This window comes from Mesorhizobium sp. W050 (assembly GCF_054719535.1).
The window spans coordinates 753,573-780,163 of the sequence record NZ_JBTTIH010000001.1 but is presented as its reverse complement, the minus strand read 5'-3'; the positions used below and the strand labels follow the sequence as shown (position 1 = coordinate 780,163).

General features: G+C 62.8%; 30 protein-coding genes and 1 pseudogene. 21 read left to right on the top strand and 10 right to left on the bottom strand.

Annotation, left to right across the window (positions count from 1 at the left end; genetic code table 11):
- Positions 1-28 precede the first annotated feature (28 nt).
- The 3 genes and pseudogenes from uvrB (at position 29) to ACYG9Y_RS03735 (ending at position 5,392) form a co-directional block, all read left to right on the top strand.
- The gene (gene uvrB, locus ACYG9Y_RS03745; RefSeq protein ID WP_023737827.1) at positions 29-3,205 is read left to right on the top strand and encodes an excinuclease ABC subunit UvrB; all 3,177 of its coding nucleotides are present in this window, start codon (positions 29-31) and stop codon (positions 3,203-3,205) included.
- A gap of 339 nt (positions 3,206-3,544) precedes the next feature.
- Positions 3,545-5,071: pseudogene (locus ACYG9Y_RS03740) on the top strand (ABC-F family ATP-binding cassette domain-containing protein).
- Between the two features lie 147 nt (positions 5,072-5,218).
- Positions 5,219-5,392, top strand: coding sequence for a hypothetical protein (locus ACYG9Y_RS03735; RefSeq protein ID WP_023672009.1), 174 nt, complete (start codon positions 5,219-5,221; stop codon positions 5,390-5,392).
- A 49-nt stretch (positions 5,393-5,441) separates the two neighbouring features.
- On the opposite strand, the gene ACYG9Y_RS03730 is transcribed toward ACYG9Y_RS03735, so the two are convergent.
- Positions 5,442-6,056, bottom strand: coding sequence for a glutathione S-transferase family protein (locus ACYG9Y_RS03730; RefSeq protein WP_023737826.1), 615 nt, complete (start codon positions 6,054-6,056; stop codon positions 5,442-5,444).
- Positions 6,057-6,273: 217 nt separating this feature from the next.
- Here ACYG9Y_RS03730 and ACYG9Y_RS03725 point away from each other — a divergent pair, with 217 nt between their 5' ends.
- Complete coding sequence (locus ACYG9Y_RS03725) at positions 6,274-6,702, top strand: VOC family protein (protein WP_023691563.1); 429 nt, start codon at positions 6,274-6,276, stop codon at positions 6,700-6,702.
- A 71-nt stretch (positions 6,703-6,773) separates the two neighbouring features.
- Positions 6,774-7,127: a DUF1428 domain-containing protein gene (locus ACYG9Y_RS03720; RefSeq protein ID WP_023733342.1), complete on the top strand. Its 354-nt coding sequence runs from the start codon at positions 6,774-6,776 to the stop codon at positions 7,125-7,127.
- Positions 7,128-7,134: 7 nt separating this feature from the next.
- Here ACYG9Y_RS03720 and ACYG9Y_RS03715 read toward each other — a convergent pair whose 3' ends face one another.
- Positions 7,135-8,769, bottom strand: a complete 1,635-nt coding sequence (locus ACYG9Y_RS03715; RefSeq protein WP_023737825.1) for a tetratricopeptide repeat-containing sulfotransferase family protein — start codon at positions 8,767-8,769, stop codon at positions 7,135-7,137.
- Positions 8,770-8,972: 203 nt separating this feature from the next.
- The gene (locus ACYG9Y_RS03710) at positions 8,973-9,155 is read right to left on the bottom strand and encodes a hypothetical protein (protein WP_023737824.1); all 183 of its coding nucleotides are present in this window, start codon (positions 9,153-9,155) and stop codon (positions 8,973-8,975) included.
- Positions 9,156-9,478: 323 nt separating this feature from the next.
- Here ACYG9Y_RS03710 and ACYG9Y_RS03705 point away from each other — a divergent pair, with 323 nt between their 5' ends.
- Genes ACYG9Y_RS03705 through ACYG9Y_RS03695 form a run of 3 tightly spaced genes read left to right on the top strand, consistent with a single transcriptional unit; the run spans position 9,479 to position 10,186 of the window.
- Positions 9,479-9,748 (top strand): hypothetical protein, encoded by a 270-nt coding sequence (locus tag ACYG9Y_RS03705; protein WP_023672014.1) that lies wholly within the window; start codon positions 9,479-9,481, stop codon positions 9,746-9,748.
- Positions 9,745-10,011 (top strand): hypothetical protein, encoded by a 267-nt coding sequence (locus ACYG9Y_RS03700; RefSeq protein ID WP_023672015.1) that lies wholly within the window; start codon positions 9,745-9,747, stop codon positions 10,009-10,011. Before ACYG9Y_RS03705 ends, ACYG9Y_RS03700 begins: the two co-directional genes overlap by 4 nt.
- A 37-nt stretch (positions 10,012-10,048) precedes the next feature.
- Positions 10,049-10,186: a hypothetical protein gene (locus tag ACYG9Y_RS03695; RefSeq protein WP_023683725.1), complete on the top strand. Its 138-nt coding sequence runs from the start codon at positions 10,049-10,051 to the stop codon at positions 10,184-10,186.
- 547 nt (positions 10,187-10,733) lie between these two features.
- Here ACYG9Y_RS03695 and ACYG9Y_RS03690 read toward each other — a convergent pair.
- Positions 10,734-11,147, bottom strand: a complete 414-nt coding sequence (locus ACYG9Y_RS03690) for a Kazal-type serine protease inhibitor domain-containing protein (RefSeq protein ID WP_023672018.1) — start codon at positions 11,145-11,147, stop codon at positions 10,734-10,736.
- A 484-nt stretch (positions 11,148-11,631) separates the two neighbouring features.
- Between ACYG9Y_RS03690 and ACYG9Y_RS03685 the strand changes: the two genes are divergently transcribed.
- From ACYG9Y_RS03685 to ACYG9Y_RS03675, 3 genes are all read left to right on the top strand, one after another.
- Positions 11,632-11,844 (top strand): cold-shock protein, encoded by a 213-nt coding sequence (locus ACYG9Y_RS03685; RefSeq protein ID WP_006202520.1) that lies wholly within the window; start codon positions 11,632-11,634, stop codon positions 11,842-11,844.
- Positions 11,845-12,195: 351 nt separating this feature from the next.
- Entirely contained in the window at positions 12,196-12,408 is a 213-nt protein-coding gene (locus tag ACYG9Y_RS03680; RefSeq protein ID WP_023672019.1) for a cold-shock protein, read from the top strand.
- 192 nt (positions 12,409-12,600) lie between these two features.
- Complete coding sequence (locus ACYG9Y_RS03675; RefSeq protein WP_023737823.1) at positions 12,601-13,026, top strand: BA14K family protein; 426 nt, start codon at positions 12,601-12,603, stop codon at positions 13,024-13,026.
- Between the two features lie 66 nt (positions 13,027-13,092).
- Here the strand turns inward: ACYG9Y_RS03675 and ACYG9Y_RS03670 are convergent, their stop codons facing one another.
- The 3 genes from ACYG9Y_RS03670 to ACYG9Y_RS03660 form a co-directional block, all read right to left on the bottom strand.
- Positions 13,093-13,731 carry an MBL fold metallo-hydrolase gene (locus tag ACYG9Y_RS03670; RefSeq protein WP_023695789.1) on the bottom strand — a complete coding sequence of 213 codons (639 nt, stop codon included), beginning with the start codon at positions 13,729-13,731 and terminating at the stop codon, positions 13,093-13,095.
- A 230-nt stretch (positions 13,732-13,961) separates the two neighbouring features.
- Positions 13,962-14,276, bottom strand: coding sequence for a hypothetical protein (locus tag ACYG9Y_RS03665; protein WP_023672022.1), 315 nt, complete (start codon positions 14,274-14,276; stop codon positions 13,962-13,964).
- A 145-nt stretch (positions 14,277-14,421) separates the two neighbouring features.
- Positions 14,422-15,315: a branched-chain amino acid aminotransferase gene (locus ACYG9Y_RS03660; RefSeq protein ID WP_023672023.1), complete on the bottom strand. Its 894-nt coding sequence runs from the start codon at positions 15,313-15,315 to the stop codon at positions 14,422-14,424.
- Between the two features lie 244 nt (positions 15,316-15,559).
- On the opposite strand from ACYG9Y_RS03660, the gene ACYG9Y_RS03655 reads away from it, so the two are divergent.
- The 4 genes from ACYG9Y_RS03655 (at position 15,560) to ACYG9Y_RS03640 (ending at position 19,549) form a co-directional block, all read left to right on the top strand.
- A complete protein-coding gene (locus tag ACYG9Y_RS03655; RefSeq protein ID WP_023683723.1) occupies positions 15,560-16,093 on the top strand; it encodes a MarR family winged helix-turn-helix transcriptional regulator in 534 nt (177 codons plus the stop codon).
- Positions 16,080-16,799: a response regulator gene (locus ACYG9Y_RS03650; RefSeq protein WP_023672025.1), complete on the top strand. Its 720-nt coding sequence runs from the start codon at positions 16,080-16,082 to the stop codon at positions 16,797-16,799. The genes ACYG9Y_RS03655 and ACYG9Y_RS03650 overlap by 14 nt, the downstream gene beginning before the upstream one ends.
- Before the next feature lie 89 nt (positions 16,800-16,888).
- Entirely contained in the window at positions 16,889-18,304 is a 1,416-nt protein-coding gene (locus tag ACYG9Y_RS03645) for an ATP-binding protein (RefSeq protein WP_023672026.1), read from the top strand.
- A 222-nt stretch (positions 18,305-18,526) separates the two neighbouring features.
- On the top strand, positions 18,527-19,549 hold the full coding sequence (locus ACYG9Y_RS03640; RefSeq protein ID WP_023737822.1) for a glycosyltransferase family 4 protein: 1,023 nt from the start codon (positions 18,527-18,529) through the stop codon (positions 19,547-19,549).
- Positions 19,550-19,559: 10 nt separating this feature from the next.
- Here the strand turns inward: ACYG9Y_RS03640 and ACYG9Y_RS03635 are convergent, their stop codons facing one another.
- The 3 genes from ACYG9Y_RS03635 to ACYG9Y_RS03625 all read right to left on the bottom strand — a co-directional run bounded on the left by ACYG9Y_RS03635 (position 19,560) and on the right by ACYG9Y_RS03625 (position 21,044).
- Entirely contained in the window at positions 19,560-19,919 is a 360-nt protein-coding gene (locus ACYG9Y_RS03635) for a tRNA-binding protein (RefSeq protein WP_023672028.1), read from the bottom strand.
- A 6-nt stretch (positions 19,920-19,925) separates the two neighbouring features.
- A complete protein-coding gene (locus ACYG9Y_RS03630) occupies positions 19,926-20,426 on the bottom strand; it encodes a type III secretion system chaperone family protein (RefSeq protein WP_006202532.1) in 501 nt (166 codons plus the stop codon).
- A 315-nt stretch (positions 20,427-20,741) separates the two neighbouring features.
- Entirely contained in the window at positions 20,742-21,044 is a 303-nt protein-coding gene (locus tag ACYG9Y_RS03625) for an accessory factor UbiK family protein (protein ID WP_023711152.1), read from the bottom strand.
- 397 nt (positions 21,045-21,441) lie between these two features.
- Here ACYG9Y_RS03625 and ACYG9Y_RS03620 point away from each other — a divergent pair, with 397 nt between their 5' ends.
- The 6 genes from ACYG9Y_RS03620 to ACYG9Y_RS03595 all read left to right on the top strand — a co-directional run bounded on the left by ACYG9Y_RS03620 (position 21,442) and on the right by ACYG9Y_RS03595 (position 26,470).
- Positions 21,442-21,681: a BrnA antitoxin family protein gene (locus ACYG9Y_RS03620; protein ID WP_023683720.1), complete on the top strand. Its 240-nt coding sequence runs from the start codon at positions 21,442-21,444 to the stop codon at positions 21,679-21,681.
- Positions 21,682-21,784: 103 nt separating this feature from the next.
- Positions 21,785-22,669, top strand: a complete 885-nt coding sequence (lgt, locus tag ACYG9Y_RS03615; RefSeq protein ID WP_023713942.1) for a prolipoprotein diacylglyceryl transferase — start codon at positions 21,785-21,787, stop codon at positions 22,667-22,669.
- The gene (locus tag ACYG9Y_RS03610; RefSeq protein WP_031253239.1) at positions 22,666-23,730 is read left to right on the top strand and encodes a class I SAM-dependent methyltransferase; all 1,065 of its coding nucleotides are present in this window, start codon (positions 22,666-22,668) and stop codon (positions 23,728-23,730) included. Before lgt ends, ACYG9Y_RS03610 begins: the two co-directional genes overlap by 4 nt.
- A 151-nt stretch (positions 23,731-23,881) precedes the next feature.
- Entirely contained in the window at positions 23,882-24,676 is a 795-nt protein-coding gene (gene pgeF, locus ACYG9Y_RS03605; RefSeq protein ID WP_023737821.1) for a peptidoglycan editing factor PgeF, read from the top strand.
- A complete protein-coding gene (locus ACYG9Y_RS03600) occupies positions 24,676-25,827 on the top strand; it encodes a M24 family metallopeptidase (protein WP_023737820.1) in 1,152 nt (383 codons plus the stop codon). Before pgeF ends, ACYG9Y_RS03600 begins: the two co-directional genes overlap by 1 nt.
- 55 nt (positions 25,828-25,882) lie before the next feature.
- Positions 25,883-26,470 (top strand): hypothetical protein, encoded by a 588-nt coding sequence (locus tag ACYG9Y_RS03595; protein ID WP_023737819.1) that lies wholly within the window; start codon positions 25,883-25,885, stop codon positions 26,468-26,470.
- Positions 26,471-26,591: the final 121 nt, after the last annotated feature.

The window sequence follows — 26,591 nt, the reverse complement described above, 5'->3', positions numbered from 1 at the left end:
TTTGGCGGACTCTGCCCATATTTGGGGCATGGCCAAACTTCCCGAGAAAAAGACACCGTCTCCGGCGGGTGACAACAGCGCTTCGCCGCCCAAGCGGCGCAGCCCGTTGACCGATTTCCTCGATGCTTCGGAGCCCTTGCACAAGGGTGGCTTCGCCGAGGCGCCGCAGGCTGACTTCACCGGCACGCCGCTGAGCGGCTCGATTGCCGACTGGGCCGAGCAGATCGAGCAGGAGGCCGAGAAGGAAGGCCGTCTCACCGGTAAGGGCGATGGTAGATCGCCAAAGTCCGCGAAAAAGATCCCGGAGCGGTCCGCTGCGCCCGGCCGCAGTTCGCGCGGCACCTCGATGGGCGGCGCGGCCACGGCGCGCGAACGCACCGCAGCCGGCCTCAACCCGGTCGCCGGTCTCGACATCTCGCTGGAAGACGCCGAGACCATGGCCTCGGGCAGCGTCACCGCCACGGTCGCGGCGCTGTCGGCGCTGATCGAATCCGGCAACCCGCTGCACAAGGACGGCGTGCTGTGGACGCCGCACCGCCCTGCCCGCCCGGAAAAATCCGAAGGCGGCATCGCCATCAAGATGGTGTCGGATTTCGAGCCGGCCGGCGACCAGCCGACCGCCATCAAGGATCTTGTCGAGGGCGTCGATAACAATGACCGCACCCAGGTGCTGCTCGGCGTCACCGGCTCCGGCAAAACCTTCACCATGGCCAAGGTGATCGAGCAGACGCAGCGCCCTGCTTTGATCCTGGCGCCCAACAAAACGCTGGCCGCGCAGCTCTATTCCGAGTTCAAGAAATTCTTCCCCGACAATGCGGTCGAGTATTTCGTCTCCTACTACGACTACTACCAGCCGGAAGCCTACGTTCCGCGCACCGACACCTTCATCGAGAAGGAATCCTCGATCAACGAGCAGATCGACCGGATGCGCCATTCGGCCACGCGTTCGCTGCTCGAGCGCGACGACGTCATCATCGTCGCCTCGGTGTCCTGCATCTACGGCATCGGCTCGGTCGAGACCTATACTGCGATGACCTTCCAGATGCAGATCGGCGACCGGCTCGACCAGCGGGCTCTGCTCGCGGATCTCGTCGCCCAGCAGTACAAGCGCCAGGACATCAATTTCGTGCGCGGCTCGTTCCGCGTGCGCGGCGACACGATCGAAATCTTCCCGGCCCACCTTGAGGACCGCGCCTGGCGCATCTCGATGTTCGGCGACGAGATCGAGGCGATCACCGAATTCGATCCGCTCACCGGCCAGAAGACCGGCGAGCTGAAGAGCGTCAAGATCTACGCCAACTCGCACTATGTGACGCCGCGTCCAACGCTCAACCAGGCGATCAAGTCGATCAAGGAGGAGCTCAAGCACCGGCTGGTCGAGCTCGAGCGCGCCGGCCGCCTGCTGGAGGCACAGCGGCTCGAACAGCGCTGCCGCTTCGATCTTGAGATGCTGGAAGCCACCGGCTCCTGCGCCGGCATCGAGAACTATTCGCGCTATCTCACGGGACGCCAGCCGGGCGATCCGCCGCCGACATTGTTCGAATATATCCCGGACAATGCGCTGGTTTTCATCGACGAAAGCCACGTCACCGTGCCGCAGATCGGCGGCATGTATCGTGGCGACTTTCGGCGCAAGGCGACGCTGGCGGAGTATGGTTTTCGCCTGCCCTCCTGCATGGACAACCGTCCGCTGCGCTTCGAGGAATGGGACGCCATGCGACCGCTCTCCGTCGCGGTTTCTGCGACACCCGGCGCCTGGGAGATGGAACAGGCCGGCGGCGTGTTCGCCGAGCAGGTCATCCGCCCGACCGGCCTGATCGATCCGCCGGTCGAAGTCCGCCCGGCGAAAAGCCAGGTCGACGATGTCGTCGGCGAAATCCGCGACACCACGGCCGCCGGCTACCGCACGCTGGTCACCGTTTTGACCAAGCGCATGGCCGAAGACCTGACCGAATATTTGCATGAGCAAGGCGTGCGCGTTCGCTACATGCACTCCGACATCGACACGCTGGAGCGCATCGAAATTCTGCGCGATCTCCGCCTCGGCGCTTTCGACGTGCTGGTCGGCATCAACCTGCTGCGCGAAGGCCTCGACATTCCTGAATGCGGTTTCGTCGCCATCCTCGACGCCGACAAGGAGGGCTTCCTGCGCTCCGAGACGTCGCTGATCCAGACCATCGGTCGCGCCGCCCGCAACGTCGACGGCAAGGTCATCCTCTATGCCGACCAGGTCACCGGCTCGATGGAGCGGGCGATGGCCGAGACCAACCGCCGCCGCGAAAAGCAGATGGAATGGAACGCGGCCAACGGCATCACCCCGGAATCGGTGAAGTCGCGCATCTCCGACATTCTGGACTCGGTCTACGAGAAGGACCATGTCCGCGCCGATATCTCGCAGTTCACCGACGGCGCCGGTGCGATGATGGGCAACAATCTCAAGGCTCATCTCGACGCCATGGAAAAGCAGATGCGCGACGCCGCCGCCAATCTCGACTTCGAGAAGGCCGCCCGCATCCGTGACGAGATCAAGCGGCTGCGCGAAATGGAACTGTCGATCGCGGAAGACCCGCTGGCCAAATATGCCGACATGGAAAGCCCGGTTTCGGGCCGCGAGAAGGGCAAGCACAACAAGGGCGTGGCCAAGCACCGTACGGCTGAGGAACAGGAGCGGTTCCGCAAGTTCGATGAGGCACGTGCCGCCGAAGAGGCGGCCAGGGCTGCCCGGTCCAACCTCTTCCGCAAGCCGGCGCTCGACGAAATGGGCGCCGACGGCGCCGTGCCGGTGAAGAAACCGCTGTTTGCCAAGCCGTCGATCGACGATATGGGGCCTGGTACCGACATGCCGACACCGTCAGGCGCGGTGTCGCGCTCGCTGTTCAAGAAACAGTCGGCGCAGGAAGCGCACGGCTCCGACTTCGGCATTCCGGGCGGCGCCACCAAGCCACTGTTCAAGAAGAATTCGCTCGACGAGATGACCGTGCGGCGCACGGAAAAGCCGGTCGAAGGGAAAGTGCCGGCCAAGCCCCAGCCAATCTCCCCCCGAGTGGGGGAGATGCCCGGCAGGGCAGAGGGGGGCGCGAAGGAACGCGACGATTCCCCAAAACCATTCGTTCGCCAGCGCGCCGGCATCGGCTCCTACGAAGACCCAGGCGACGCCCGCCGCGAAAAGCGCCGGCCGGGCAAGACGGGGCGGCCGGGGAAATAGCACCTCTTTCCTTCTCCCCTTGTGGGAGAAGGGAAGAGCGCTCCACCACCGCCGCATCCGTCGCCACTTGCCTCCACCCCCGCCTTTGGTGTAATCGCTCCACACACTCAAAGTTTTGTCTTGAAAGGAGGGCTGCGTGTCTATCGATCACCATCGTCAGCGTGGCCCGATTTCGGCCCTGCGAGTTCGCTTGCAGGGCTGACCAGGGACATCACGGGTTTTTTCCCGTTTCGATTTTTTGGTCTGCCCTTCGTGGTGCGCAAAGCTGAGCCTGACGGCCGGCAAGCACACCGTCAAAGTGCATCCGGAGTTGTCTCCGGCAAGACCAGAGAAATCGCAATGGCCCTGATCAGCCTCAAATCCCTCGGCGTCACCATGAGTGCGCCGCTGTTTTCCAATCTCGACCTCACCATCGGCGCCGGCGACCGGCTCGGCATCGTCGCCGCCAATGGCCGCGGCAAGTCGACCTTGCTTAAATGCCTGACCGGCGCGCTGGAGCCGACCTCGGGCGACATTTCTCGCACGCGCGGCCTGCGTGTCGGCCATGTCGAGCAGTCGGTTCCGCCAGCCCTTCTCAGCCGCAGCTTCCATCAGGTGGTGGCCGATGCCTTGCCGGCCGAGCAGGCCGACAGCGAGATGTGGCGCGTCGACGTGGTGCTGGATTCGCTCGACGTGCCCGAGCCGATGCGCGAACGGCCGATGCAGGCGCTGAGCGGCGGATGGCAGCGGCTGGCGCTGATCGCCCGCGTCTGGGTCACCGATCCGGATGTGCTTTTGCTCGACTAGCCGACCAATCATCTCGACCTCGCTAAGATCAGCCAGCTGGAAAGCTGGCTGAACGCCCTGCCGCGCGAAGTGCCGGTGGTCATCGCCAGTCACGACCGCGCCTTTCTCGATGCCGTCACCAACCGCACGCTGTTCTTGCGCCCGGAGGACTCGCCGGTGTTTGCACTGCACTATTCCAGGGCGCGGCAGGCCCTGGACGAATTGGACGCCTCGACGGCGCGCCGGTTCGAGCGAGACATGAAGGTGGCGCAGCAACTGCGCAAGCAGGCCGCCAAGCTCAACAACATCGGCATCAATTCCGGCAGCGACCTTTTGACGGTGAAGACCAAGCAACTCAGGGAACGGGCGGAGAAGCTGGAAGACGCCGCGGTATCGGCGCATCGCGAGAAATCGGCCGGCGCGATCCGGCTGGCCAACCGCGGCACCCATGCCAAGGTGCTGATTACGCTGGATGACGCCGCAGTGGAAACGCCGGACGGCACGCTGCTGTTCAAGACCGGCAAGCGCCACATCTGCCAGGGCGACCGCATCGTGCTGCTCGGCCGCAACGGCGTCGGCAAGTCGCGTTTCGTCGATCTGATCCGCAACGCCATCGCCGAGCCGGACACGGTGCCGAACGTCAAGGTGACGCCGTCGACGGTGCTTGGCTACAGCGACCAGGCGCTGGCCGGCATCAGTGGCGACGACACGCCGCTGGCCCTGGTCTCGCACCGCTACGATGTCGGCGAGCAACGCGCCCGCTCGCTGCTTGCCGGCGCCGGCGTGGTCATTGAGATGCAGGAGAAAAAGATCGGTGTGCTGTCCGGCGGCCAGAAGGCGCGGCTGATGATGCTGGCGCTCAGGCTCACCCACCCCAACTTCTACCTGCTGGACGAGCCGACCAACCATCTCGACATTGACGGCCAGGAAGCGCTGGAGGAGGAACTGCTCAAGCACCAGGCGAGCTGTGTGCTCGCCTCGCATGACCGCTCCTTCATCCGCGCCGTCGGCAACCGCTTCTGGCTGGTCGACAAGCGGAAGCTGACCGAAGTCGAAGACCCCGAGGATTTCTTCCGCTCGGTGGCTGAAACGGTGGGCTGAGGAACTACCACCATGGGCCGCACTGTGTTGCGGCCCATGGTTTCACATCTCCCAGAATATTTTCAGCGCTCTGTCGGATCGCCTGAACCTGCTGCGTCCTTGGGATGCCGACACGATGATGCCGGCTTCATCTGAGGAGAACGCATCATGTCCATCCTGTCATCCATAGGCCGCGTCGCCGCCCGTTACGCACAGAACCGCGCCCGCTATCGCAGCGAGCGCGAGCTTCTGGCCCTGCCGATCGAACTGCGCAAGGATATCGGCTGGCCGGAAATCCTCATCGACGCGCAAAACGGCCCGCGGATCTGCAGGGCGCCCTGACCATGCGGTCGGGAAAGATCGATGCAGGCCGCCACGGGGCGACCGTTGCTCAGTCATGCGTATCGCCAGACAGCGGCGTCGCCTGCATCGATCGACGCTTTTCGAACGCCTCGAACCAGCGCGTCAGCCGCGCCCGCGCGCGAAAGGACGGCAGCTGGCGGAACGCCATCCAGGACAGCGTGGTGGCAAGCGCTATATGGCCGACATGGAGCGATGTCTCGGCGTTCAGCGCGCTTTCGATCCAGTCATAGCTGGCCTCGATTTTTTCCCGGTAGCCTTCGGCAAGCGCTGCATAGCGCAACTGTTCGGGCCGCCTTTCCGTCTCCCAGCGCAGGCCTATGCCCGTCTGCGCCAGGCCTTGGGCGACCGCCTGCAGCCGCAACGCCTGCCAGCGCGCTTCGCCGTCCTGCGGCAGCAATTTGCGGCCGTCATGCAGCGTATCCAGATAGGCGCAGATGACATCGGAATCGAAGAGCGGCGGCGCATCTGGCCGCAGCAGCACCGGCACCTTGCCGAGCGGGTTTTCGGCGTAGACACGGGCATTGCGCAAGGTCGGGCTGGTCTCGTGATGAATGACCTCGAGCCGGTCGGCAAGCCCGACCTCATGGGCGAAGACGAGCGCCTTGCGCGCAAAGGGCGAATGGGTCTGGTAATAGAGGATCATTGTCGTCTCAGCGGGTTGAAGAAGCGGTCCCCTTTCTAGCCTGCTGACAGCGAGGATTGCGCTCTGATTGGGCGCCGCCGACGCAAGTTCGTTTCGCCAGAAAATCGCATCGGCCCAGAAAATCGCATCAGACATGTAGGATCGCCGCCGGCTCGTTCGTCCTAGGGTTCGCAAGGCCAAACCAAATGCCCAGACCAAACCCAAAGAGGAACAAGACATGACCGACCAGACCCCCATTCAGCCGGCCGCGAAAGTTCTCGGTGGATTGACCCCCTATCTGCAGCTGGACGGCGCCTTCAAGGCCGCCGAATTCTACAAGAAGGCTTTCGGCGCCGAACAGGTGTTCTTCTATCCGCCCGATGAGCAGGGCCGCACGATGCACATCCATCTCCACATCAACGGCTCGACGCTGATGATTTCCGATTTCTACCCCGAAAACGGCATGCCTGCCGTCAAGCCGCAGGGCTATACCATGCAGCTCCATCTCGGCGCCGACGAGATCGATGGCTGGTGGAAGCGCGCGGTCGGTGCCGGCTGCGAAGTCGCAGTGCCGCTGCAGCTGATGTTCTGGGGCGACCAGTGGGGCAACATGCGCGACCCCTTCGGGGTCGAATGGGCGATGAACGCGCCGGCGAAGAAAGACTGACCACCGCTGACAAAGCTCCTCACCGGCTGACGCCGGTAAGGAGCTTTGTGAGATACTCCAAGGAGAACCTCATGTCCTATGTCGATGGTTTCGTGCTCGCCGTGCCGAAGGCAAATATCGATGACTACAAGAAGCTGGCCAACCTCGCAGGCCCGATATGGAAGGAACACGGAGCGCTCGCCTACGTCGAATGTACCGCCGACGACGTGCCCTATGGCGAGTTGACCTCGTTTCCGCGTGCCGTTCAGGCAAAAGACGACGAGATCGTCGTCTTCGCCTGGGCCGTCTATTCGTCCAGGCAAAGCCGCGACGCGGTAATGGCCAAGGTTATGGCCGATCCGCGTTTGACGCCCGATTCGGGGCCCATGCCCTTCGATATGAAGCGCATGATCTTCGGCGGCTTCCAGCCCTTCATCGAGCTTTAGCCGCTGCTCAGGCCAGCTTGTCCAGCAGCGGCTTCAACCTGTCGCCATAGCGCTTCCAGAGATCGACCGAGCCCTGATACATCGGCTGGCGCACCTGCGCGGCCGAGGCCGTGCGCACCGGGCGGTCGGTCTCGTGGAACGACAGCGCCTTGTCGTCCCAGGACAGGCCGAGATGCCCGATCAGCGCCCGCGTCTGTCCCTCCTGGTCGGCCACGAAATCCTCGTAACGCACGTCATGGACGACGCCCGGCAGAACATCGTGCCAATGCGCCATGATGTCGGTGTAGATGTTGTGGAAATCGGCGAGCTCGCCCAGATCATAGCCGTAGCGGTGGTTGTCGCCGCGGAAATGCACCTTGTAGATCGAAAGGCAGGTCGCCGCCGCATCGCGCGCGCAATGGATGATCTTGGCTTTCGGCAGCATCATATGGATGAAGCCGATGAGCAGGAAGTTGCCGGGCATCTTGTCGGTGACATGCCTGAAGTTGGGATAGCGCTCATGCAGCATGTCGAGATAGGCTTGGCCCGCCTCCGCAAACTCCGCGTCGGATACATCGACCAGTCCCCAGGGGAAACCTCCCGGCATGGTCAGCGGAAATCGCTTGCCGACCGCGGTTTTCAACATGCTGAGCTCGCCCGCGCCATAGACTTGTGGATGGCTGGCGATGATCTGTTCGACCAGCGTGGTGCCGGAGCGCGGCATGCCGACGACGAAAATCGGCGTGTCGTCGGAGATTGCACTTGGCTTGTGCTTTTCGAAAAAGCCGGCGTTGAACACCGTCTTCATCGCCTCGAATTCGGCCCGCGTCCTGACCGGATCATAATCGATGCCCTTGCGGCGGATCGCATTGCCTTCAGCGAAATAGTCGAAGGCCCTGTTGTAGTCCTTCAAATCGTCATTGGCCTTGCCGAGACCGAAGGACAGCTGCATGCGCGCCAGGCTGTCGGCCGGCGCCTTGGCATGCTGGGCCTCCATGCCGGCGAGTTCGGCGTCGCGCTCCTTCTGGCGCTTGACCTGCGTCAGCATCAGCCAGGCCTTTGCCATGCCTGGCGTGATCGCCAGCGCCTGCCGGAACAGGTCGGCCGCCTCATCGAGCTTGCCTTTTTCCATCAGCCCGACGCCGAGCCCGTGCAACAGGTCGGCATCCCTGGGCCGGATCGTCAGCGCCTCGCGAAAGGTCGCCAGCGCCTCGTCCAGACGACCGGCTTCCTGCAACGTTTCGGCAAGCCCGATGCGGGCGCGGACATGGAAGGGATTGCGCCCGATTGTGCCGCGATAGATGTCCTCCGCAGCCTCGAACTGGCCGAGCTGTTTCAACGCCGAACCCAGATTGTCGCGTGCCGCGAGCTGGTCGGGCTTGAGATCTACCGCGCCGCGGAAGAAATCGGCGGCCGCTGCGATGCGGCCGAGATCGCGCATCACCGTGCCGAGATTGTTGAGGAAATCGGGATTCTTCGGCTGCAGACGCACAGACTGCTCGATCAGCTCCAGGCCTTCGGGGTTGCGCCCGGTCTGGTGCAGCAACAGGCCCAGGAAATGCGCCGCTGCCGGGTGATTGGCCTTGCGCGCCAGCACCTGCCGGTACAGCGTCTCGGCCTCCTGCCGGCGCCCGGCCTGATGCAGCTGCAGCGCCTGCTGCACATATTGGTCGAGGCCCAGCGGCGGCTGTCCGCCAGCTCCAGCACCCGCCGCTCTTCTCTGATCTCTGTTGATGGGAAACCTGCCGTGTTTTGTCCGCTTGCCGCGATCTAGGCCATCGGCGCTGCAGGTTCAAGGGAAGAGTGGGCTCGCCAAGGGCGCGGACCTCTTCGAAACTCTAGAGGAATTCCAGGAAAATGTAGCGTTCAAATCAGCCGGTTGCTCTCGGCGAGCCGGCGCTCCCGCCGTTGCGTGCCGTCGGTGTCGGCAATCTTGCGCCGTGCCGCTTCGTCGCTTCTTATCGTCAGGCGCACTGATATTGCCTTGGGGAAGAGGACGATTGGCTCGATTGTTGCGGTCGGAAGATCCGGCGTTTTCATGAATCTCATATATTTTTGCCTTTCGTAAAAAATAATCTTAGGGGCACCGGAATAATTATTCCGATGCGCTCTAAATAAGAAATTGGCTGATATTGTTCCACGATAGCAGATTTATTAGGGGTTTATACGAGAAATTTTTTATACCGGTCGAGCCGTGGCGGAAATCAGCTTGAATAGCCAACAATTTCGGATTATTGATCTGAGATCGTTTTTTGGGTCAAGCTTGGCATATAGCGGCGTCGGAGATACTCGACCCGCCAAACTCATTCCAATCGCCGATGGTTGAGTTCCCGGTTGATGCCGGAAAGCATCGACGAACCAGAGCCAAGCCAATGCCGGATCGCACCACCCGTTCCATCGCCCATTTCGCGGCACCCTTCGTGCTTGGCGGGCTGGAAGGGCAACTGCCGGCCGGCGACTATGACATCGATCACGACGAAGAGCTGATCGAGGGCATGTCGCGGCTTGCCTGGCGTCGCGTCGCCACCTTCATCCATTTGCCGGCAAGGGCGGTGAAGAACCCGGCCACCAGCCAGCTTGTCGCCATCGACTACCTCGAACTCGAAACAGCGCTGAGGCGCGACCAGGAGAACGCAGCATGATCCGCTTCCAGCAGAATGCGCGTCCGCGCACCGACACGCCCTCGCACCTCTTCGCCATCGGCCAGACCGTGCGCATGAAGAGCCGCAGCGGGCTCGCCCAGAAGACCGCCGAGCTGTTTCAGATCAAGAGCAGATTGCCGGTCAAGGATGGCTCGCCGCAATATCGCATCCGCAGCGAGGAGGAGACCTATGAGCGGGTCACCACGGAAGACAACCTCGAAGTAGCGGACGCCCCGGCTGTCCCCGACAGCCAGGCAGTCTGACACCGCACCCACCCAGCACGTACGAAGGAGCAGACAGATGGCCAAGGGTCAGCAGCGCAGCAATCGCGAAACGCGCAAGCCCAAGAAAGACAAGGTGGTGGCCAAGGCCGCCTCCCCGTTCGGTTCCTCGGTCAAGCAGGCAGAGAGCAGCCTGAAGCCGAAGTCGAAGGGCTGACCAGGCAGGGCGCGCCTGGCGCACCTGCCGGCAATGGACTGACGATCTCGGACTGACGATCTCGCCCAAAACTCTGCAACGGAGGCTTGCTTGACGTTCTTCGTCGAGCCGCTCGCGCGACGTCGACGAAGCCACGCTCGACAAGGTATCGCTGGACGCGCCGAACCTGCGCGCCGCCCTGCAGGGCGCCACCGCGCTGTTCCACAGCCTCGCCATGCCGCAGATCCCCGACCGTCTGCGCATTTGGACGGCGCAGAGCTTTATGCCGGCCCGGCCGACGGGGCGTATTCGGCGTAGGCAACCACTCCGATCCGCGACCTTGCCTTCTCCCTTGGGGGTGAGAAGCGGTCCGCGCAGCAGACGAAAAGCCAATTGTTGGCTTTTCGAGTTTCGAACGCCCTGAGCCTGCGAAGGACCAAGGGTGGTCCGGTCCACCCGCCCGGTCCCCGCTGCTTCGCAGGGTCCCGGCATTCGCCGCCTTTTTATCGTGTCAGTGGGACGGTGAATTCGCCTCCGGCGGACTCACCCGACAGGGGAGAAGGAAAAATCAGCAGGGGCCGTCCTCGACGACGCGGTAGTCGGCGGCACGGGCCTCGCAGGCGTTGGGAAAGGTGCGCAGCTCGCCATGGCGGCGGGCGCAGACCGGGGCGTATTCGCGCGTGCAGAATGTCGGCTCTTCGCCACCACCGCCACCACCGCCGCCGTCGCGGCAAGGGCCGTCGCGAACGATGCGGTAGCCTTCCCGTTCGGCAAGGCAGGCATTGGCGAAGGTCTGGCGGTCACCGCCGCGCCGCGCGCAGACCGGCTCGTATTGCCTGGTGCAGAATTCCGGTTCCGGCCGTGGCGGGCGCGGACGTGGTCCCGGCCCGTCATCAACGACGACGGTGCAGGCCGCAAGAAGACCCGACAGGAAGAGAATAGTAAAACCCTGGCGCGAGAAGATCGTCGCAAGAAATCTCATGAATATGCCTCCCTCGAGACCCCCGTCCCCGGCGCAAAACGCGCCTGTCGATCCTCGCCATTCCCTTGCCAAATGCAACCCCCGTTTGCGGCGCGGGAGCCATGCGATGCCCGGCCCGCGCATTGCTTTGGCCCTGGACCAAACCGCTGGACCATGCGTGGCCGGGCTCTGGCTGATGAACTCTTAAGAACCCAGGTTTATCGAAGCGCCTTCGTTGGGACGCGTCGATGGACGCGGCCCGCGGCGCTATCTTGCAACGATCACGTTTCCGTGCGATAAATTTTGTGTTCGGGCATTTGCGACCCGGAGAGCGGAACGTTTTGGACGACCTTTCCCCGATACTGTGAATCTCTGACGGCCCCATTTTCGGCGGGGGGTTTTACCATGCGCAAATGCAGGACTGCCGAAGCAACCACCGGGACTTGCCCACGATGCCAGGCGGCGGGCAAACCATAAGACTGACACGGGTGAAGGAGTTTCCCCAATGGCCCAGACCGGCACCGTTAAATTCTTCAACGCGACCAAAGGCTTCGGCTTCATCACGCCCGACGGCGGCGCCAAGGATGTGTTCGTCCACATTTCCGCGATCGAGGCCTCGGGCCTGCGTACCCTCGTCGACGGCCAGAAGGTCACCTTCGACGTTGAACCCGACCGCATGGGCAAGGGTCCGAAGGCGGTCAACCTCCGCGCGGCCTGAACCGGCGGTGCCCGCGCGCCCGTCAGGGCGCTCGAAAAAGCACCTAAAGCGTGTTTGAACCGGCTTTGTCAGCCGTCCAGAGTTTCGAAGGCGCGACGTTTCCCGTTGCGCCTTTTTCATGACGCCGTCGCCGGAGGCAAAGGACGCTTTATCGGTCAATGCCGTGGCTGATCGCCGGAGCAATCGTCTGGCGCGAATTGCCTTCGGTGCCACGATCTATTTGAGCAGCCTTCAGCGTTGCCGCCGTCGCCAAAACTTTCTCTTGCCGATAGCGCTAAAATAAAGGACAAATTTCCCTTCGGGCATTTGCCGGCCCGAAACTGGACTTTATGGGATCAAAGGGAGCTTCCCATGCCGCAGACCGGCACCGTCAAATTCTTCAATCATGCCAAAGGCTTCGGCTTCATTACGCCCGACGACGGGCAGAAGGATGTCTTCGTTCATATTTCGGCCGTGCAGGCTTCGGGTCTTTCCGGTCTGGAGGATGGACAGAAAGTGACATTCGACACCGAGCCGGACAAGCGCGGCAAGGGTCCAAAGGCCGTCAACCTGTCGGTCGGCTAAGCCGGCTCAAGACAGTCCGGACGGAGATTGACGAGGCGGAGCGCCTTGCGTACGCGCTTGGTTTTGCCGCAAGAACTGGATCGTATCAGCCAATTCCGTTCAGCCCCCGTTCAGCCACGGTCTTCTATTAATCGTCCCCTAGGCTGGACCGCATCCCCGAAAACTATCCGGGCCGGCACGAAGGAGACCAAAATGAATCGCATTTTCAAGACCGCCATCCTGGGCGCCGCTCTCGCCGCGACCACCCTCGCCACCTTGCCTGCCGCCAATGCCAAGGACTGGAACCACTGGCATCATGGCCATGGTCGTCATCATAATGGCGACGCGCTTGCGGCCGGTGTCGTCGGCCTTGCGGCCGGCGCTCTGATCGCCGGTGCGCTGAGCAACCCGCAGCCGCGCTACAGCAGCTATGATGACGATTACGACTACCGCGAAGTGCGGCCGGCGCCGGTGCGCCGTTACTATGCCGAACCGCGGGTCGTCTATGCCGACCGCTATGCCGAGCCGTGGACCCGCGACTGGTACGAATACTGCTCGGACCGCTACCGGAGCTTCAATGCCCGCAGCGGCACGTTCACCGGCAATGACGGTGAGCAGCATTTCTGCGTCGCGAATTGAGCTTCCCTGTCCCACAAAAAGCGCTGACCGCAAGGCCAGCGCTTTTTTTTTGGCAGAAAGACATCGCTAAGTCAGGAAGGGATTGGTCCGCCTCTCCTCGCCAAAGCGGCCACCCGGGCCGTGGCCGCAGATGAAGCCGATCTCGTCACCGAGCGGCAAAAGCTTGTTCTTAATCGAGGCGATCAGCGCCGCATGGTCGCCGCCCGGCAGGTCGGTGCGCCCGACCGAGCCGCGAAACAGCACGTCGCCGACATGAGCGAACTTCGCCGCGCGATTGTAGTATACGACATGGCCGGGCGCATGGCCGGGGCAGTGCAGCACCTCGAACATATGTGAGCCGAACGAAACCGTCTCGCCCTCTGCGAGAAACCGGTCGGGCACGCAGTTGCGCGCCCCGGCAATGCCGTAGCGCTGGCCCTGGTTCTCGAGATTGTCGAGCAATAGCTTGTCGGCTTCGTGCGGGCCGATGATCTCGATGCCGAGTGCTTCCTTCAGCTCCATGGCGCCGCCGGCGTGATCGATGTGGCCATGGGTGATCCAGATCGCAGCGGCGGTGATCGCATTGTCCTTCAGCACCGCCAGCACCTTGTCGATGTCGCCGCCCGGATCGACGACGACGCCATGCTTGTCATCCATGTCGAACAGGATGGTGCAGTTCTGCTGGAAAGGCGTGACCGGCACGATGCCGGCATTGAGCTGACCCATGATTGTCCTTTCGCTGTTCCAGCGTGATGTAGAGGCGCGGGCGAAGGCCGTCCACTGCTGAAAGGCAAACAGTCCGTCCCAAAACAGAAATGGGCGGCCCAACGGCCGCCCATTTGACGAAGCCTGAGTCTCGAGCAATTCCAGGAAAAGTGTAAAGCGGTTTTCCGTCCGGAATTGGGTAAAACAACAAACTAGATCATTCGCCGTGAAACGGTGAATGATCTAGAGGCTTACTTCTTCATCGCGCCCATGACCGCACCGATGATGCCGGTCAGGATGGCGCCGCCGCCGGCGCCGCCGAGCAGGTTTTTGAGGTTCAGCGTATCGCCCAATCCGCCCGCTGCCGTTGCAGCCGCTGCCGGGTCGGCCGTGCCGCCGAGCAGGCTGCCGAGGATCGCCGCCCCGCCAACGCCGCCAACCGCGCCGCCGAGGATTTTGGTCAACTGGCCCATCGCCGCATTCTTCAGCGCAACGCCGACCGCCTGACCACCGACAACACCTGCAATTACCTGTACAACGAGCGCAATGAGCGTATTCGTATCCATGTACCTAGTCCCTCCATAGCTGCCAGCCTCCCGGGCCGACACCATCATGAGACGCTGAATTGTACGAAAGTCAAATGCACAGATGCTGAAATAAAGGGGCCGGCCTCAAAACCGCCCCTGCTTGCGAAAAAAGCTGTGACTTTCGTTATTCTGCGGCTATCGCATGCTTAGGTTGCACCGCAGCAGAATAGTCGTTCATCAAAGTCTTGGCGATCTCGCCGACCTCGAATCGGTACGGACCGATCTCGGAGACCGGCGTCACTTCCGCTGCCGTTCCGGTGAGGAAGCACTGTTCGAAGCCTTCGAGTTCCTCAGGCATGATGGCGCGCTCGACGACTTCAAGGCCGCGGTCCTTGGCGAGGCCGATGACGGTGCGGCGGGTGATGCCGTCGAGGAAGCAATCGGGCTTCGGCGTGTGGATCTTGCCATCCTTGACGAAGAAGATGTTGGCGCCCGTTGCTTCGGCGACCTGGCCGCGCCAGTCGAGCATCATGGCATCGGCATAGCCCTTGGCCTCGGCGGCATGCTTGGACATGGTGCAGATCATGTAGAGGCCGGCGGCTTTCGACTTCGACGGCGCGGTGCGCGGATCGGGCCGGCGCCATTCCGCCAGATCGAGACGGATGCCCTTGAGCTTCTGCGCCGGGTCGAAATAGCTCGGCCATTGCCAGATGGCGATGGCGCAGTTGATGCGGCTGTTCTGCGCCGACACCCCCATCTGTTCGCTGCCGCGCCAGGCGATCGGCCTGACATAGGCGTCCTGGAAACCCTGCTTCTTCAGAAGCGTGGTCGAGGCGTCATTGAGCTCGGCCACGGAATAGGGAATATTGAAGCCGAGCAGGCGCGCCGATTCATGCAGACGCTCGGTGTGCTCGTTGAGCTTGAAGATGGCGCCGCCATAGGCGCGCTCGCCCTCGAAGACGGCGCTGGCATAGTGCAGGCCGTGGGTCAGCACGTGGATCTTGGCATCGGCCCATTTGACGAACTCGCCGTTGATCCAGATGAAGCCGTCCAGTTGGTCGAAGGGAACGGATGCCATGGAAACCTCCCGCGGGCGGCGACCCGCACATCATTAGTGTTGTTCTTGTTGCGCGACAGCCGCGTCGGGCGGCCCTTGAAGCGTAAGCGGAGAATCGAACTCTGGCAAACTCAGGAAGTTCCGGAAAAACCGCACTCCCTTGCCTTTTCGTTCGCATTCAGCCGAAAAGCTTGTCAAAAATTACCATTGCGGGGAAATTACGTCAATAGTACTGACATAATTTCCCTCTATGGACGGAGAAATGATGACGGATCGAAGCCCAGCTGCCGGAAAACCGATCAAGACGCCGATCACCGACGAGGACGGCATCGACTTCGCCATCATCGAACTGTTCTTCTTTGCGTATCGCGATTTCACTTCCGATCCGGACCAGATCCTGGCCGATTACGGCTTTGGCCGCGCCCATCACCGGGTGCTGCATTTCGTCAACCGCCGGCCGGGACTGACGGTCGCTGAACTGCTCGACGTGCTCAAGATCACCAAGCAGAGCCTGGCGCGGGTGCTCAAGCAGTTGATCGACACCGACCATATCGTGCAATTGCAGGGTCCGCGCGACCGCCGCCAGCGGGAGCTCTATCCGACAGCCAAGGGGCGCGCCCTGGCGCTGGCCCTGGCGCGGCCACAGTCACGCCGCATCCGTGCTGCATTGGAAGATTCCGGAGCCAGCGAGCGTCCCTTGATCGAACGATTCCTGGAAGCCATGGTCAATCCGGAACTAAGGGCGCAGATCGACATTGTGCCTGCAAACATGTCAGGGAAAAGCCATGGAGACCATTGAGAGGGTGGACCAGCCGACGGCGCCGGACGATGACGCGCCGCATCTGCTTGTGGTCGACGACGACACCCGCATTCGCAATTTGCTCAAGCAGTATCTGACCGAAAATGGTTTTCGCGTCACAGTCGCCGGAAATGCCGGCGAGGCCAGGCGAAAGCTTGCAGGACTCGACTTCGACCTCCTTGTCCTCGACGTCATGATGCCCGGAGAGACCGGCGTCGACCTCACCAAGGCGCTGCGGGCGGAGAAGAACGTACCGATCCTGATGCTCACCGCGCTATCGGAAACCGACAGCCGCATCACTGGGCTCGAGGCCGGCGCCGACGACTATCTGCCCAAGCCCTTCGACCCGCGCGAACTGATCCTGCGCATCAATAACATTCTGCGCCGCGGCGGCCCGGCGACGACGCCCAAGGTCGAGCAGCTGGTCTTCGGCCCCTACACCTTCCAGATCGCCAGGCGCGAGCTGAAGCGGGGCGGCGAGGCGCTGAAGCTGACCGACCGCGAGCAGGAGATCTTGGCGATCTTTGCCGCGCGGGCCGGCGAAACGATCCCGCGTCACGAGCTTGTCGGCGACGATTCGGAAGTCGGCGAGCGCACCATCGACGTCCAGATCAACCGCCTGCGCCGCAAGATCGAGCGCGATCCGTCCAATCCGGTCTGGCTGCAGACGGTGCGCGGTATTGGGTATCGGCTCAGCGTGGAATAGAATGCCGCTGACGGCCGCCCTTGGCCATAGATGTGTGGCCATCGACCAGCGGCCATCGACCAGCGGCCATTGACCCAGCGAAAGGACAAATGGCGACCACGCAACTGGAACGGCCGGAACAGGGCGGCTTTGGCGCGCGCGTATCACGCGCGCTGAAAGCAATGCCGCGTGCCTGGAAGCGGTTCTGGCGGCTGGTTGCGTTCTATATGCCCAAGCGGCTTTATGCCCGCTCGCTGATCATCGTCATCGCGCCGATGATCCTTCTGCAGTCGGTCGTCGCCTTCGACTTCATGGAACGCCACTGGGCAACCGTGACGCAGCGCCTGTCGCAGGCCACCGTGCGCGACATCGCCGCGATCATCGACATGATCGAGACCTATCCGCACGATGGCGACTACGCCAACATCATCCGCATCGCCCAGGACCGCATGCAGTTGAAGGTCGACCTCTTGCCGCCCGACCCGTTGCCGGCGCCTGGACCCAAGCCCTTCTTCTCGATCCTTGACGACGTCCTTTCCACCGAGATCACCCGCCAGATCAACCGCCCGTTCTGGATCGACACGGTCGGCAATTCCAACATCGTCGAGGTCCGCATCCAGCTCGAGGGCAAGGTGCTGCGCGTCTTCGTGCGCCGCAGCCAGGCCTATGCCTCCAACACCCACATCTTCCTGATCTGGATGGTCGGGACGTCACTGGTGCTGCTGACGATTGCCATCCCCTTCCTTCGCAACCAGATCCGGCCGATCCTGTCTCTGGCCGAGGCCGCCGAAAGCTTCGGCAAGGGCCGGCCGATGCCGCGCGATTTCCGCCCACGCGGCGCCGAGGAGGTTCGCCGGGCCGGCTTTGCCTTCATCCAGATGCGCGAGCGCATCGAACGCCAGCTGGAACAGCGCACCGCCATGCTGACCGGCGTCAGCCACGATCTCAGAACCATCCTCACCCGCTTCAAGCTGCAGCTGGCGCTGGCCGGCGGCAAGCCCGAGACCAAGGCCGCGCTCAACCAGGACATCGACGACATGCAGTCGATGCTGGAAGGCTATATCGCTTTTGCCCGCGGCGAAGCGTCGGAAGATGCCGGCCATTTCGATCTCGAGGCCTATTTCCAAAAGCTCGGCGAGGAGGCGTCGCTGCACAAGCGCAAGCTATCGACCGTGCTTGCCGGTGATCCGGACGTGCATGTGCGCCCGCACGCTTTCGCCCGGCTGTTGTCCAATGTCGCCGGCAATGCCTTGCGCTATGCCAAGACGGTGGAGATCAGCGCCGATCACGGCCGCGGCTCACTCGTCGTCACCATCGACGATGACGGTCCGGGCATCCCGCCGGAAAAGCGCGAGGACGTGTTCAAACCGTTCGTGCGGCTCGACGAGGCGCGCAACCTCGACGCCAGCGGCACCGGCCTTGGTCTCTCTATCGCCCGCGATATTGCCCGCAGCCATGGCGGCGACATCATGCTGGAAGACAGCCCGCTCGGCGGCCTGCGGGCGGTGATCAAGGTGCCCGCCTGACCAAAGCATGATCTGGAAGTCGGGCTCGGCCAAAAACCACCTTCATCCGCGCGTCATGAAACCATGGTCAAGAGCGCGCATGAAGCGCGCGACCTCAGTTGATTCGGCTCAGCCGCCTTACTTCGACCTCGTGCCTGCCCGGGTGCGGTGGAGCGAAGCGAGGGCAGCCGGGCCGTACCGCTATCGCATCAAGGCAACCGTCGACCCGAGCAAAGGACCGCCATGCGCATCCTGATGGTCACCGACGCCTGGCGGCCGCAAGTCAACGGCGTCGTCCACACGCTGGAGCGGCTCACCGAAACGCTGAAAACCTTCGACGTTGCGGTCGACTTCCTGACCCCGAACATCTTTCGCACCTTGCCGTTGCCGACCTACCCCGACATCAGGCTGGCGCTGACCACGCCCGGCCATGTCGCGCGGCTGATCGAGGCTCGCAAGGCCGACCATATCCATATCGTCACCGAAGGCCCGCTCGGCATCATGGCGCGGCGCTATTGCCGCAATGCCGGCCGTCCCTTCACCACCAGCTATCACACCCGCTTTCCCGAATATCTCAGCGCCCGCCTGCCGGTGCCGGAGAGCTGGGCCTATCGCTGGCTGCGTGATTTCCACAATTCCGGACAAGGCACGCTGGTCGCCACCCAGTCGCTGGCGGAGGACCTTGCGTCGCGAGGCTTCACCAAGCTCAGGCCGTGGACGCGGGGCGTCGACACCGATCACTTCCGCCCCGACAAGAAGAAGGACCTCGGCTTCCCTGGCCCGGTATTCCTGTGCGTCGGCCGCGTCGCCATCGAGAAGAACCTGAGCGCCTTCCTCGATCTCGACCTGCCCGGCAGCAAGGTGATCGTCGGCGAAGGACCGGAACTGGCCAGGCTCAGGGCGAAGTACCCGCAGGCGCATTTCCTCGGCCATCGCCCGAACGATGAGCTGGCCGAGATCTACGCCTCGGCTGATGTTTTCGTCTTCCCCAGCCGCACCGACACGTTCGGCAACGTCATCATCGAGGCGCTGGCCAGCGGCACGCCGGTGGCCGCCTATCCGGTCACCGGACCGATCGACATTGTCGGCGACGGCATCGGCGGCTCGGTGTCGACCGATCTGCGCGAGGCCTCGCTCGCCGCGCTCAATGTCGACCGCGCCGAGGCGCGCGAACGCGCCATGCGCTACAGTTGGAAAGCCTGCGCCGAAATGTTCATGGACACGGTCGAAGAGGCGCTGAGCACAAGGCGCAAGCTGGCCGCCTGACGCAATCTTCCTAAAACAACCTGCCGCCGTCCGGCACCTTGCGCTCGATGGCGCCAAGGACCACGGCGCCTTCCTCATCAGGGAAGCCGAGCGTGAGCACTTCCGACATGAACGGACCGATCTGGCGCGGCGGGAAATTCACCACCGCAAACACCTGCCGTCCCACCAGCGTTTCCGGCGCATAGTATTTCGTGATCTGTGCCGAGGATTTCTTCACGCCGATCTCAGGGCCGAAATCGATCTTCAGCTTGAACGCGGGTTTGCGCGCCTCGGGGAAAGGCTCGGCCTCGACGATCGTGCCGGCACGGATGTCGACACGATCAAAATCGGCAAAGCTGATCTCGGGCTTGCGCGCGCTGCTCGAACTCATGGAAGCTCAAGCGTTACCATAGGTCTCGAACAGGACGCCGGCCAGCGCATCCTTGGCCGAGGTTCCCGACCAGACAACGAACTGGAAGGCCTGGAAATAGCATTCGCAGGCTTCAAGCGCCGACGACAAAAGCACCTCGACCTGCTGGCTCGACGGTTCGACCCCGCCGGCGAGCAGCAGCGACTGGCGAAACATGATCGCGCCCTCCTGCTCCCAGAGATCGAAATGGCCAAACAGCATCTGCTCGTTGATCAGCGACAAAAGCCGCATCACTTCCAGCGCGCGGGCTTCCGGCACCTTGATGTCGAAAGCACAGGCCAGATGCAGCGCCTCGAAGTCCTCCATCCACGAGAAGGAGACGTGATAATCGGTCCAGCTGCCGGCAACCGAGATCGAGATTTCGTCATCGCCGGCCCGTTCGAAGGACCAGTCATTGTTATGGGCGACCTGCTCGATGACATCCACCGGATGGATTTCGCGGGAGAATTCGAGTTCGAGAAGTTCCATGGAATGCTTCCTGTGTTCAGGGGAGCGCCACACGCTCCGCGGGGCACACACGACGAACAATTTGTCTTGAACTCGGACGGCCAGGACTTCACGACACAAAGACCCCGGACCGGACCCCACCGCCCGGCCGCATGACCCTGCTCCGAATCATGCAACAAATTCAGTCTATTGATCGGGAGTCGCGTGAACAGCCTAATTTTTCGCACTGCGTCATCAGCATGTGGAAAGGCGCTGTCACAAAGATTCATGCATTGCCGGTAAACGATTCACGGCAAAGCACTTTTTCGGATTGTGCTTTGTGGAAAAGTTCAAATTTTATTTTTTTGCTTTGGGCTTTGCCGCAGCCGCAGGTGCGGCCTGTCCGGTCAATTCGGCAAGCCTGGCCTCGAGCGCGTCGATGCGGGCGGCCAGCCTGGTGTTTTCTTCGCGGGCCTTGGCAGCCATGTCGCGGGCAGCCTCGAACTCCTCGCGCTGCACCACATCCATGGTGTTGAGGATGCGCTCGGCCTGCCCCTTGAAGGCAGTCTCCACCTCGCGGCGCACGCCTTGTGCGGCACCCGCGGCATCGGTCATCAGCTTGGCGAATTCGTCGAGAATGCGGTTCGGTCCGGTCGACATGGCAAATCCTCGCTTGCTGGAATTGACGTAGTGGCACTGCCTGCGGAATGCAAGAACGTTGAAGCTGGTGCGGCTTCATGTCGGACGCGATTTGGCTCACGGTCCGGCCGACAGATTGCTATTATCGCAAATGGATTCTTGGAACGACGGTTGCCGTGACGGACAGTGCGGACTTGGAGAAGCGCTTTGCAGCACTCGATGCAGCACTCGCAAAGGGCATTTCGGATGCCAGTGCGGGCCGGGTCTAGCCTGGCGACGAGGTGCTGGACAGGCTTGAAGCCAAATACAGGGCAATGGCAGAGAGAACCAAGTGAAGTTACTGGTCTTCACAGACCAGCGGCCTAGTTTTCCTCACGACTTGCTCCAGGCAAGAGTCACTCTCATTCAGGATCAACCAATGGCAACGCCCCCGCGCCGACCGACCAATCCGATGGAAGCCGCTGAAGCGGCCTTCAAGCCGGTCAAGAAACCCGCGCCTCCCATTCGCGAACCCTCCGCCGCACCAAACGTTCGCGAGCTTGTCTCGATCAGGATCGATCGCGCCGTGCTCGACCATTTCCAGGAAGATGGCCCCGGCTGGCAAGACAGGATCAACGATGCGCTCAGGCAATTGGTCGCCGGCAAGCCGCAGGGTTGAGCCCATTATCTCTGACGATCAGGCTGTCGTCACCTTGCCTTGACCCCGCCAAAACCCTGCCGCATGGTCCGCGCCCTAACGCGAGCCCTCCCAGGAGATCCTGTTGAACGACTATTTCCCGCTGCCGATGGCGTCGCTGTCCTTCCCCAACATCGACCCGATCCTGGTTCAGATCGGCCCGCTGGCTGTGCACTGGTACGGCATCGGCTATATCGTCGGCATCCTGTTCGCCTGGTGGTACGCCAAGCGGCTCGTCACCAACACAAGGCTGTGGCCTGATGGCGTCTTGCCGATGAAGCCGATCGACCTCGACGATTTCATCGTCTGGGCCGCCGTCGGCGTCGTGCTCGGCGGACGCACCGGCTATGTGCTTTTCTACGATTTAAAGCGCTATATCGACCACCCGCTCGACATCTTCGCCGTCTGGCAGGGCGGCATGTCGTTCCATGGCGGCCTGCTTGGCGTCATCCTCGCCATGACGCTGTTTTCCCTCAAGCGCGGCATCCGCACCTGGACGCTGTTCGACGTGGTGGCAGCCGGCGTGCCGGTCGGGCTCGGCCTCGTCCGCATCGCGAACTTCGTCAATGCCGAACTCTGGGGTCGCGTGACCGACGTGTCGTGGGGCGTCGTCTTCTGCAACGAGCGTCTCCAGCAGACCGTGGCGGGTTGTGTCGCGGGCCTGGAGCCTCGCCATCCGAGCCAGCTCTACGAAGCGCTGCTCGAGGGCGCGGTGCTGTTCCTGGTCCTGCGCTTCCTCACCCATTCGCGGCTGAAGCTGAAGACGTCGCGCTTTGTCGGCGGCGCCTTCATTTGCGGCTACGGCCTGTCACGCATCTTCGTCGAGTTCTTCCGCGAGCCCGACCAGCAGCTCGGCTACCTCCTCGGCGGCTGGCTCACCATGGGCATGGTGCTGTCGCTGCCGATGGTGCTGGCCGGCATCTGGGCGATGGCCACCGCCAAACCGGCGCCGCAACCACAGCCGGCATGACACGGCTGAAGACCCGCATCGTCGACCTGATCGGCGCGCTCGGGCCCCTCCCCGTCAACGAGTACATGGCGCTCTGCCTTTTCGATCCCAGCGACGGCTACTACACCACGCGCGAGCCGTTCGGCGCCGCCGGCGACTTCGTCACCGCACCCGAGATCAGCCAGATGTTCGGCGAACTCGTCGCCGTCTGGCTCTATCAGGCCTGGCTGGCGATCGGCCGACCGCTGCCGGTCACCATCGCGGAGATCGGGCCTGGCCGCGGCACGCTGATGAAGGACATGCTTCGCACCCTGACGCGGCTCGATCCGGCTATCGCCGCCGGAGCGTCCTTCGCTCTGGTCGAGACCAGCCCGCGGCTAACCGAAATCCAGAAGCAGACGCTTGCCGAAAGTTCGGTTGAGCTCGGCTGGCACGAAACCATCGCCACGCTACCGCAGGCGCCATTGCTGATCGTCGGCAACGAATTGTTCGATGCCGTGCCGATCCGCCAGTTCATCCGCGCCGGCGTCGGCTGGCGCGAACGGGTGATCGGCCTCGATGTCTCAGACGAGTTGAGCTTCTTCGCCGGCGCTGGCTCGGTCGAGGCGACGCTGCTGCCGGAAGACGCCACCGAGGCGCCACAAGGCTCTATTTTCGAAATAGCACCGGCCCGCGCGGCACTGATGGCGACCATTGCCGAACGCATAGCCGACCACGGCGGCGCCGGGCTGTTCCCCGATTACGGCCATCTCCAGCCCGGTTTCGGCGACACATTGCAGGCCGTGCGCAGGCACGCCCCCGAAGATGTGCTGGCCAATCCCGGCGAAGCCGATCTCACCGCCCATGTCGACTTCGCTGCACTGGCCGCCGTCGTGCGGGCGCATGGCCTCGATGTGGAATTGGCGACGCAGGGCGACTTTCTGCTTGGCACGGGATTGCTTGAGCGAGCTGGCCAGTTGGGCAGCCAGGCAAGCCAAGAGGCACGACAAACCATTGCCGATGCCGTCGAGCGCCTGGCCGGACCCGACGGCATGGGCACGCTGTTCAAAATCCTGAAAATCCTGCCGCATCAGCCAGTCTGACCCTCAGAGATCGTTACAAGCCGTCCCGCCATGTCGCTTGTGGTCGCATGCCTGCTTTTGGCCAATGCAAAGTCGACGCAGCAGCACTGTCGCAATCACTCGGCCGAACTTCGCCTTGACGAAAACGCCGGCGCGGACAACAAACCCATCCATGCTGAATCAGACCAAACCGGATCCTGTTCGCTCGCCGCTGCTGGAAGCGGCCAAGCCGCGAGGTATCCGCCATGGCTATTTCACCCGTATCGGCGGCGTCTCCGGCGGCATCTATCAGGGACTTAACATCGGCACCGGGTCGGATGACGATAAGATGCTGGTCGCCGAGAACCGCCGCCGCGTCGCTGCCTGGATGGGTGTGCCGGCCAGCCATCTCCTGACCGCGCATCAGGTCCACTCGCCCGATGTCGTTATTGCCAGGGAACCCTTTCCCGGCCCGCGGCCCAAGGCCGACGCCATCGTCACCGACCGGCCGGGCATCGCCATCGGCGCCTCGACGGCCGATTGCGGCCCGGTGCTGTTCGCCGATGCGCAAGCGCGCATCATTGGCGCTGCACACGCCGGCTGGAAGGGCGCTTTCACCGGTGTGCTTGAAAACACCATTGCCGCGATGGAAAGCCTCGGCGCCCGCCGTGAGCGCATCATTGCGGTTCTCGGTCCTTCGATCGGCCCCGACAATTACGAGGTCGGGCCGGAATTCGTCGCCCGTTTCGTCGAAGCCGATGCCGAAAACATCGGCTATTTCGCGCCTTCGGCCAATCCGGCGCATGCAATGTTCGATCTGAACCTCTATACGGTCGACCGGCTGAAGAAGGCTGGCGTGACCGCGCAGGGGCTTGGCCGCTGCACCTATGCCGAGGAGGATCTCTTCTTTTCCTACCGGCGCGCGACGCATCGCAAGGAACCGGACTACGGTCGGCAGGTTTCGGCAATTGTTTTGGAGAACGGCTAATGGCGCTGCATTTCGAACGGTCGGAATTTGACGCCCGGCGTGACCGGTTGATGATCGAGATGACGGAAAAGAAGCTCGATGCTGTACTGCTTTTCGCCCAGGAGAGCATGTACTGGCTAACCGGCTACGACACGTTCGGCTTCTGTTTCTTCCAGTGCCTGGTTATGAAGGCTGACGGCTCGATGGTGCTGCTCACCCGCTCGGCCGATTTGCGCCAGGCGCGCCACACATCGATCATCGACAACATCGTGCTGTGGACCGACCGCGACGGCGCCAACCCGGCGGTCGACCTGCGCAACCTGCTCAACGACCTCAATCTCCTCGGCGCCCGCATCGGCGTCGAATACGACACCCATGGCCTGACCGCCTTCAATGGCCGCCGCGTCGACGAGCAGCTGCAGACCTTCGGCCAGATCGCCGACGCCTCCGGTATTGTCGGCCGTCTGCGCCTGTTCAAGAGCCCGGCTGAAATCGCCAAGGCCGAAAAGGCCGCCAACCTTTCCGACGACGCGCTCGAAGCGGCCCTGCCGCTGATCAAGCAGGGCGGCGACGAAGCGCTGATCCTTGCCGCCATGCAGGGCGCGGTGTTTGCCGGCGGCGGCGACTATCCGGCCAATGAATTCATCATCGGCTCGGGCATCGACGCGCTGCTCTGCCGCTACAAGGCCGGGCGCCGCAAGCTGACCAAGAACGATCAGCTGACGCTCGAATGGGCCGGCGTGTTCCATCACTATCACGCGCCGATGATGCGCACCGTGCTGACCGGCAAGGCGTCGAAGCGCCATCAGGAGCTGTTCGACGCCGCCCGCGCGGCTCTTCTGGCGGTCGAGAAGGCGATGACGCCCGGCAACACCTTCGGCGACGTCTTCGACGCGCATGCCCGCACGCTGGAGGCGCACAGCCTGACCAAGCATCGGTTGAATGCCTGCGGCTATTCCGTCGGCGCCCGCTTCACCCCGTCCTGGATGGACATGCCGATGTTCTACCAGGGCAATCCCGAGCCGATCGCGCCCAACATGACATTGTTCGCGCACATGATCATCATGGACTCCGAAACTGGGACGGCGATGACGCTTGGCCGCACCTACCTGACCACCGAATCCCAGCCGAAGCCGCTTTCACGCCATGATCTCGACTTGATCGTACAGTGAATCCATAATGGTTGGTCCACGCGGGGGCGTTCACGACTAAGGAGTTTTCGGGCAGATGAGACGATCGCATGTGACGACCGTGTCATTGCTCGCAGCGCTTGTGCTAGCCGCTTGCACCAACGCCAAGGACGTCCTTGAGCCGTCCGCCATCACGCCGCCGGCAGCCTCGGCTCAGCCCTTGGCTGCCCCGGGCATTGCGCCCGCCGCCACACCAGCGCCGGCCGTCGGCGCCACGACACCCGCCAACCCCGCGCAGAGCGCCGCCGCTTTGTCGAAGACCCGGCTGCAGATCGCGCCGATCGTCGGCGCCTCGGTGGAAGCGGCAACGCCGCTGACGGCCGAACTGCAGACACGCGCCAAGCAGCGCGGCATCACCCTTGCCGGCAGCGCCGACCAGGCCGCCACCCATGTGCTGAAGGGCTACTTCTCGACGATGACGGAAGGCAAGGACACCACCGTTATCTATGTCTGGGACGTCTATGACCCCGCCGGCAACCGGCTACACCGCATCAATGGCCAGCAGAAGGCGCCCTCGGTCAATGCCGCCGAAGGCTGGCCCGCGGTTGCACCCGCTACCATGCAGGCGATCGCCGACCAGACGATCGACCAGTTCGCGGCCTGGCTCGGCGGCAGCGCCGGCTGATCCGCCTGTTACCGGCTTCCGTTCACTGTTGACGTTTTTGAGATTAGCCGGCGGATTCCCGTCAACGAGGCTTGCAATACCGGCACGGCTCGCTACAAGCCCGATTAAGAGGACCTCCCCA

Bases quoted from the DNA above. Each gene is read 5' to 3' on its own strand.
- uvrB (WP_023737827.1), top strand. From the start codon at position 29: ATGGCCAAACTTCCCGAGAAAAAGACACCGTCTCCGGCGGGTGACAAC.
- ACYG9Y_RS03735 (WP_023672009.1), top strand. From the start codon at position 5,219: ATGTCCATCCTGTCATCCATAGGCCGCGTCGCCGCCCGTTACGCACAG.
- ACYG9Y_RS03730 (WP_023737826.1), bottom strand. From the start codon at position 6,056: ATGATCCTCTATTACCAGACCCATTCGCCCTTTGCGCGCAAGGCGCTC.
- ACYG9Y_RS03725 (WP_023691563.1), top strand. From the start codon at position 6,274: ATGACCGACCAGACCCCCATTCAGCCGGCCGCGAAAGTTCTCGGTGGA.
- ACYG9Y_RS03720 (WP_023733342.1), top strand. From the start codon at position 6,774: ATGTCCTATGTCGATGGTTTCGTGCTCGCCGTGCCGAAGGCAAATATC.
- ACYG9Y_RS03710 (WP_023737824.1), bottom strand. From the start codon at position 9,155: ATGAGATTCATGAAAACGCCGGATCTTCCGACCGCAACAATCGAGCCA.
- ACYG9Y_RS03705 (WP_023672014.1), top strand. From the start codon at position 9,479: ATGCCGGATCGCACCACCCGTTCCATCGCCCATTTCGCGGCACCCTTC.
- ACYG9Y_RS03700 (WP_023672015.1), top strand. From the start codon at position 9,745: ATGATCCGCTTCCAGCAGAATGCGCGTCCGCGCACCGACACGCCCTCG.
- ACYG9Y_RS03695 (WP_023683725.1), top strand. From the start codon at position 10,049: ATGGCCAAGGGTCAGCAGCGCAGCAATCGCGAAACGCGCAAGCCCAAG.
- ACYG9Y_RS03690 (WP_023672018.1), bottom strand. From the start codon at position 11,147: ATGAGATTTCTTGCGACGATCTTCTCGCGCCAGGGTTTTACTATTCTC.
- ACYG9Y_RS03685 (WP_006202520.1), top strand. From the start codon at position 11,632: ATGGCCCAGACCGGCACCGTTAAATTCTTCAACGCGACCAAAGGCTTC.
- ACYG9Y_RS03680 (WP_023672019.1), top strand. From the start codon at position 12,196: ATGCCGCAGACCGGCACCGTCAAATTCTTCAATCATGCCAAAGGCTTC.
- ACYG9Y_RS03675 (WP_023737823.1), top strand. From the start codon at position 12,601: ATGAATCGCATTTTCAAGACCGCCATCCTGGGCGCCGCTCTCGCCGCG.
- ACYG9Y_RS03670 (WP_023695789.1), bottom strand. From the start codon at position 13,731: ATGGGTCAGCTCAATGCCGGCATCGTGCCGGTCACGCCTTTCCAGCAG.
- ACYG9Y_RS03665 (WP_023672022.1), bottom strand. From the start codon at position 14,276: ATGGATACGAATACGCTCATTGCGCTCGTTGTACAGGTAATTGCAGGT.
- ACYG9Y_RS03660 (WP_023672023.1), bottom strand. From the start codon at position 15,315: ATGGCATCCGTTCCCTTCGACCAACTGGACGGCTTCATCTGGATCAAC.
- ACYG9Y_RS03655 (WP_023683723.1), top strand. From the start codon at position 15,560: ATGACGGATCGAAGCCCAGCTGCCGGAAAACCGATCAAGACGCCGATC.
- ACYG9Y_RS03650 (WP_023672025.1), top strand. From the start codon at position 16,080: ATGGAGACCATTGAGAGGGTGGACCAGCCGACGGCGCCGGACGATGAC.
- ACYG9Y_RS03645 (WP_023672026.1), top strand. From the start codon at position 16,889: ATGGCGACCACGCAACTGGAACGGCCGGAACAGGGCGGCTTTGGCGCG.
- ACYG9Y_RS03640 (WP_023737822.1), top strand. From the start codon at position 18,527: ATGCGCATCCTGATGGTCACCGACGCCTGGCGGCCGCAAGTCAACGGC.
- ACYG9Y_RS03635 (WP_023672028.1), bottom strand. From the start codon at position 19,919: ATGAGTTCGAGCAGCGCGCGCAAGCCCGAGATCAGCTTTGCCGATTTT.
- ACYG9Y_RS03630 (WP_006202532.1), bottom strand. From the start codon at position 20,426: ATGGAACTTCTCGAACTCGAATTCTCCCGCGAAATCCATCCGGTGGAT.
- ACYG9Y_RS03625 (WP_023711152.1), bottom strand. From the start codon at position 21,044: ATGTCGACCGGACCGAACCGCATTCTCGACGAATTCGCCAAGCTGATG.
- ACYG9Y_RS03620 (WP_023683720.1), top strand. From the start codon at position 21,442: ATGGCAACGCCCCCGCGCCGACCGACCAATCCGATGGAAGCCGCTGAA.
- ACYG9Y_RS03610 (WP_031253239.1), top strand. From the start codon at position 22,666: ATGACACGGCTGAAGACCCGCATCGTCGACCTGATCGGCGCGCTCGGG.
- pgeF (WP_023737821.1), top strand. From the start codon at position 23,882: ATGCTGAATCAGACCAAACCGGATCCTGTTCGCTCGCCGCTGCTGGAA.
- ACYG9Y_RS03600 (WP_023737820.1), top strand. From the start codon at position 24,676: ATGGCGCTGCATTTCGAACGGTCGGAATTTGACGCCCGGCGTGACCGG.
- ACYG9Y_RS03595 (WP_023737819.1), top strand. From the start codon at position 25,883: ATGAGACGATCGCATGTGACGACCGTGTCATTGCTCGCAGCGCTTGTG.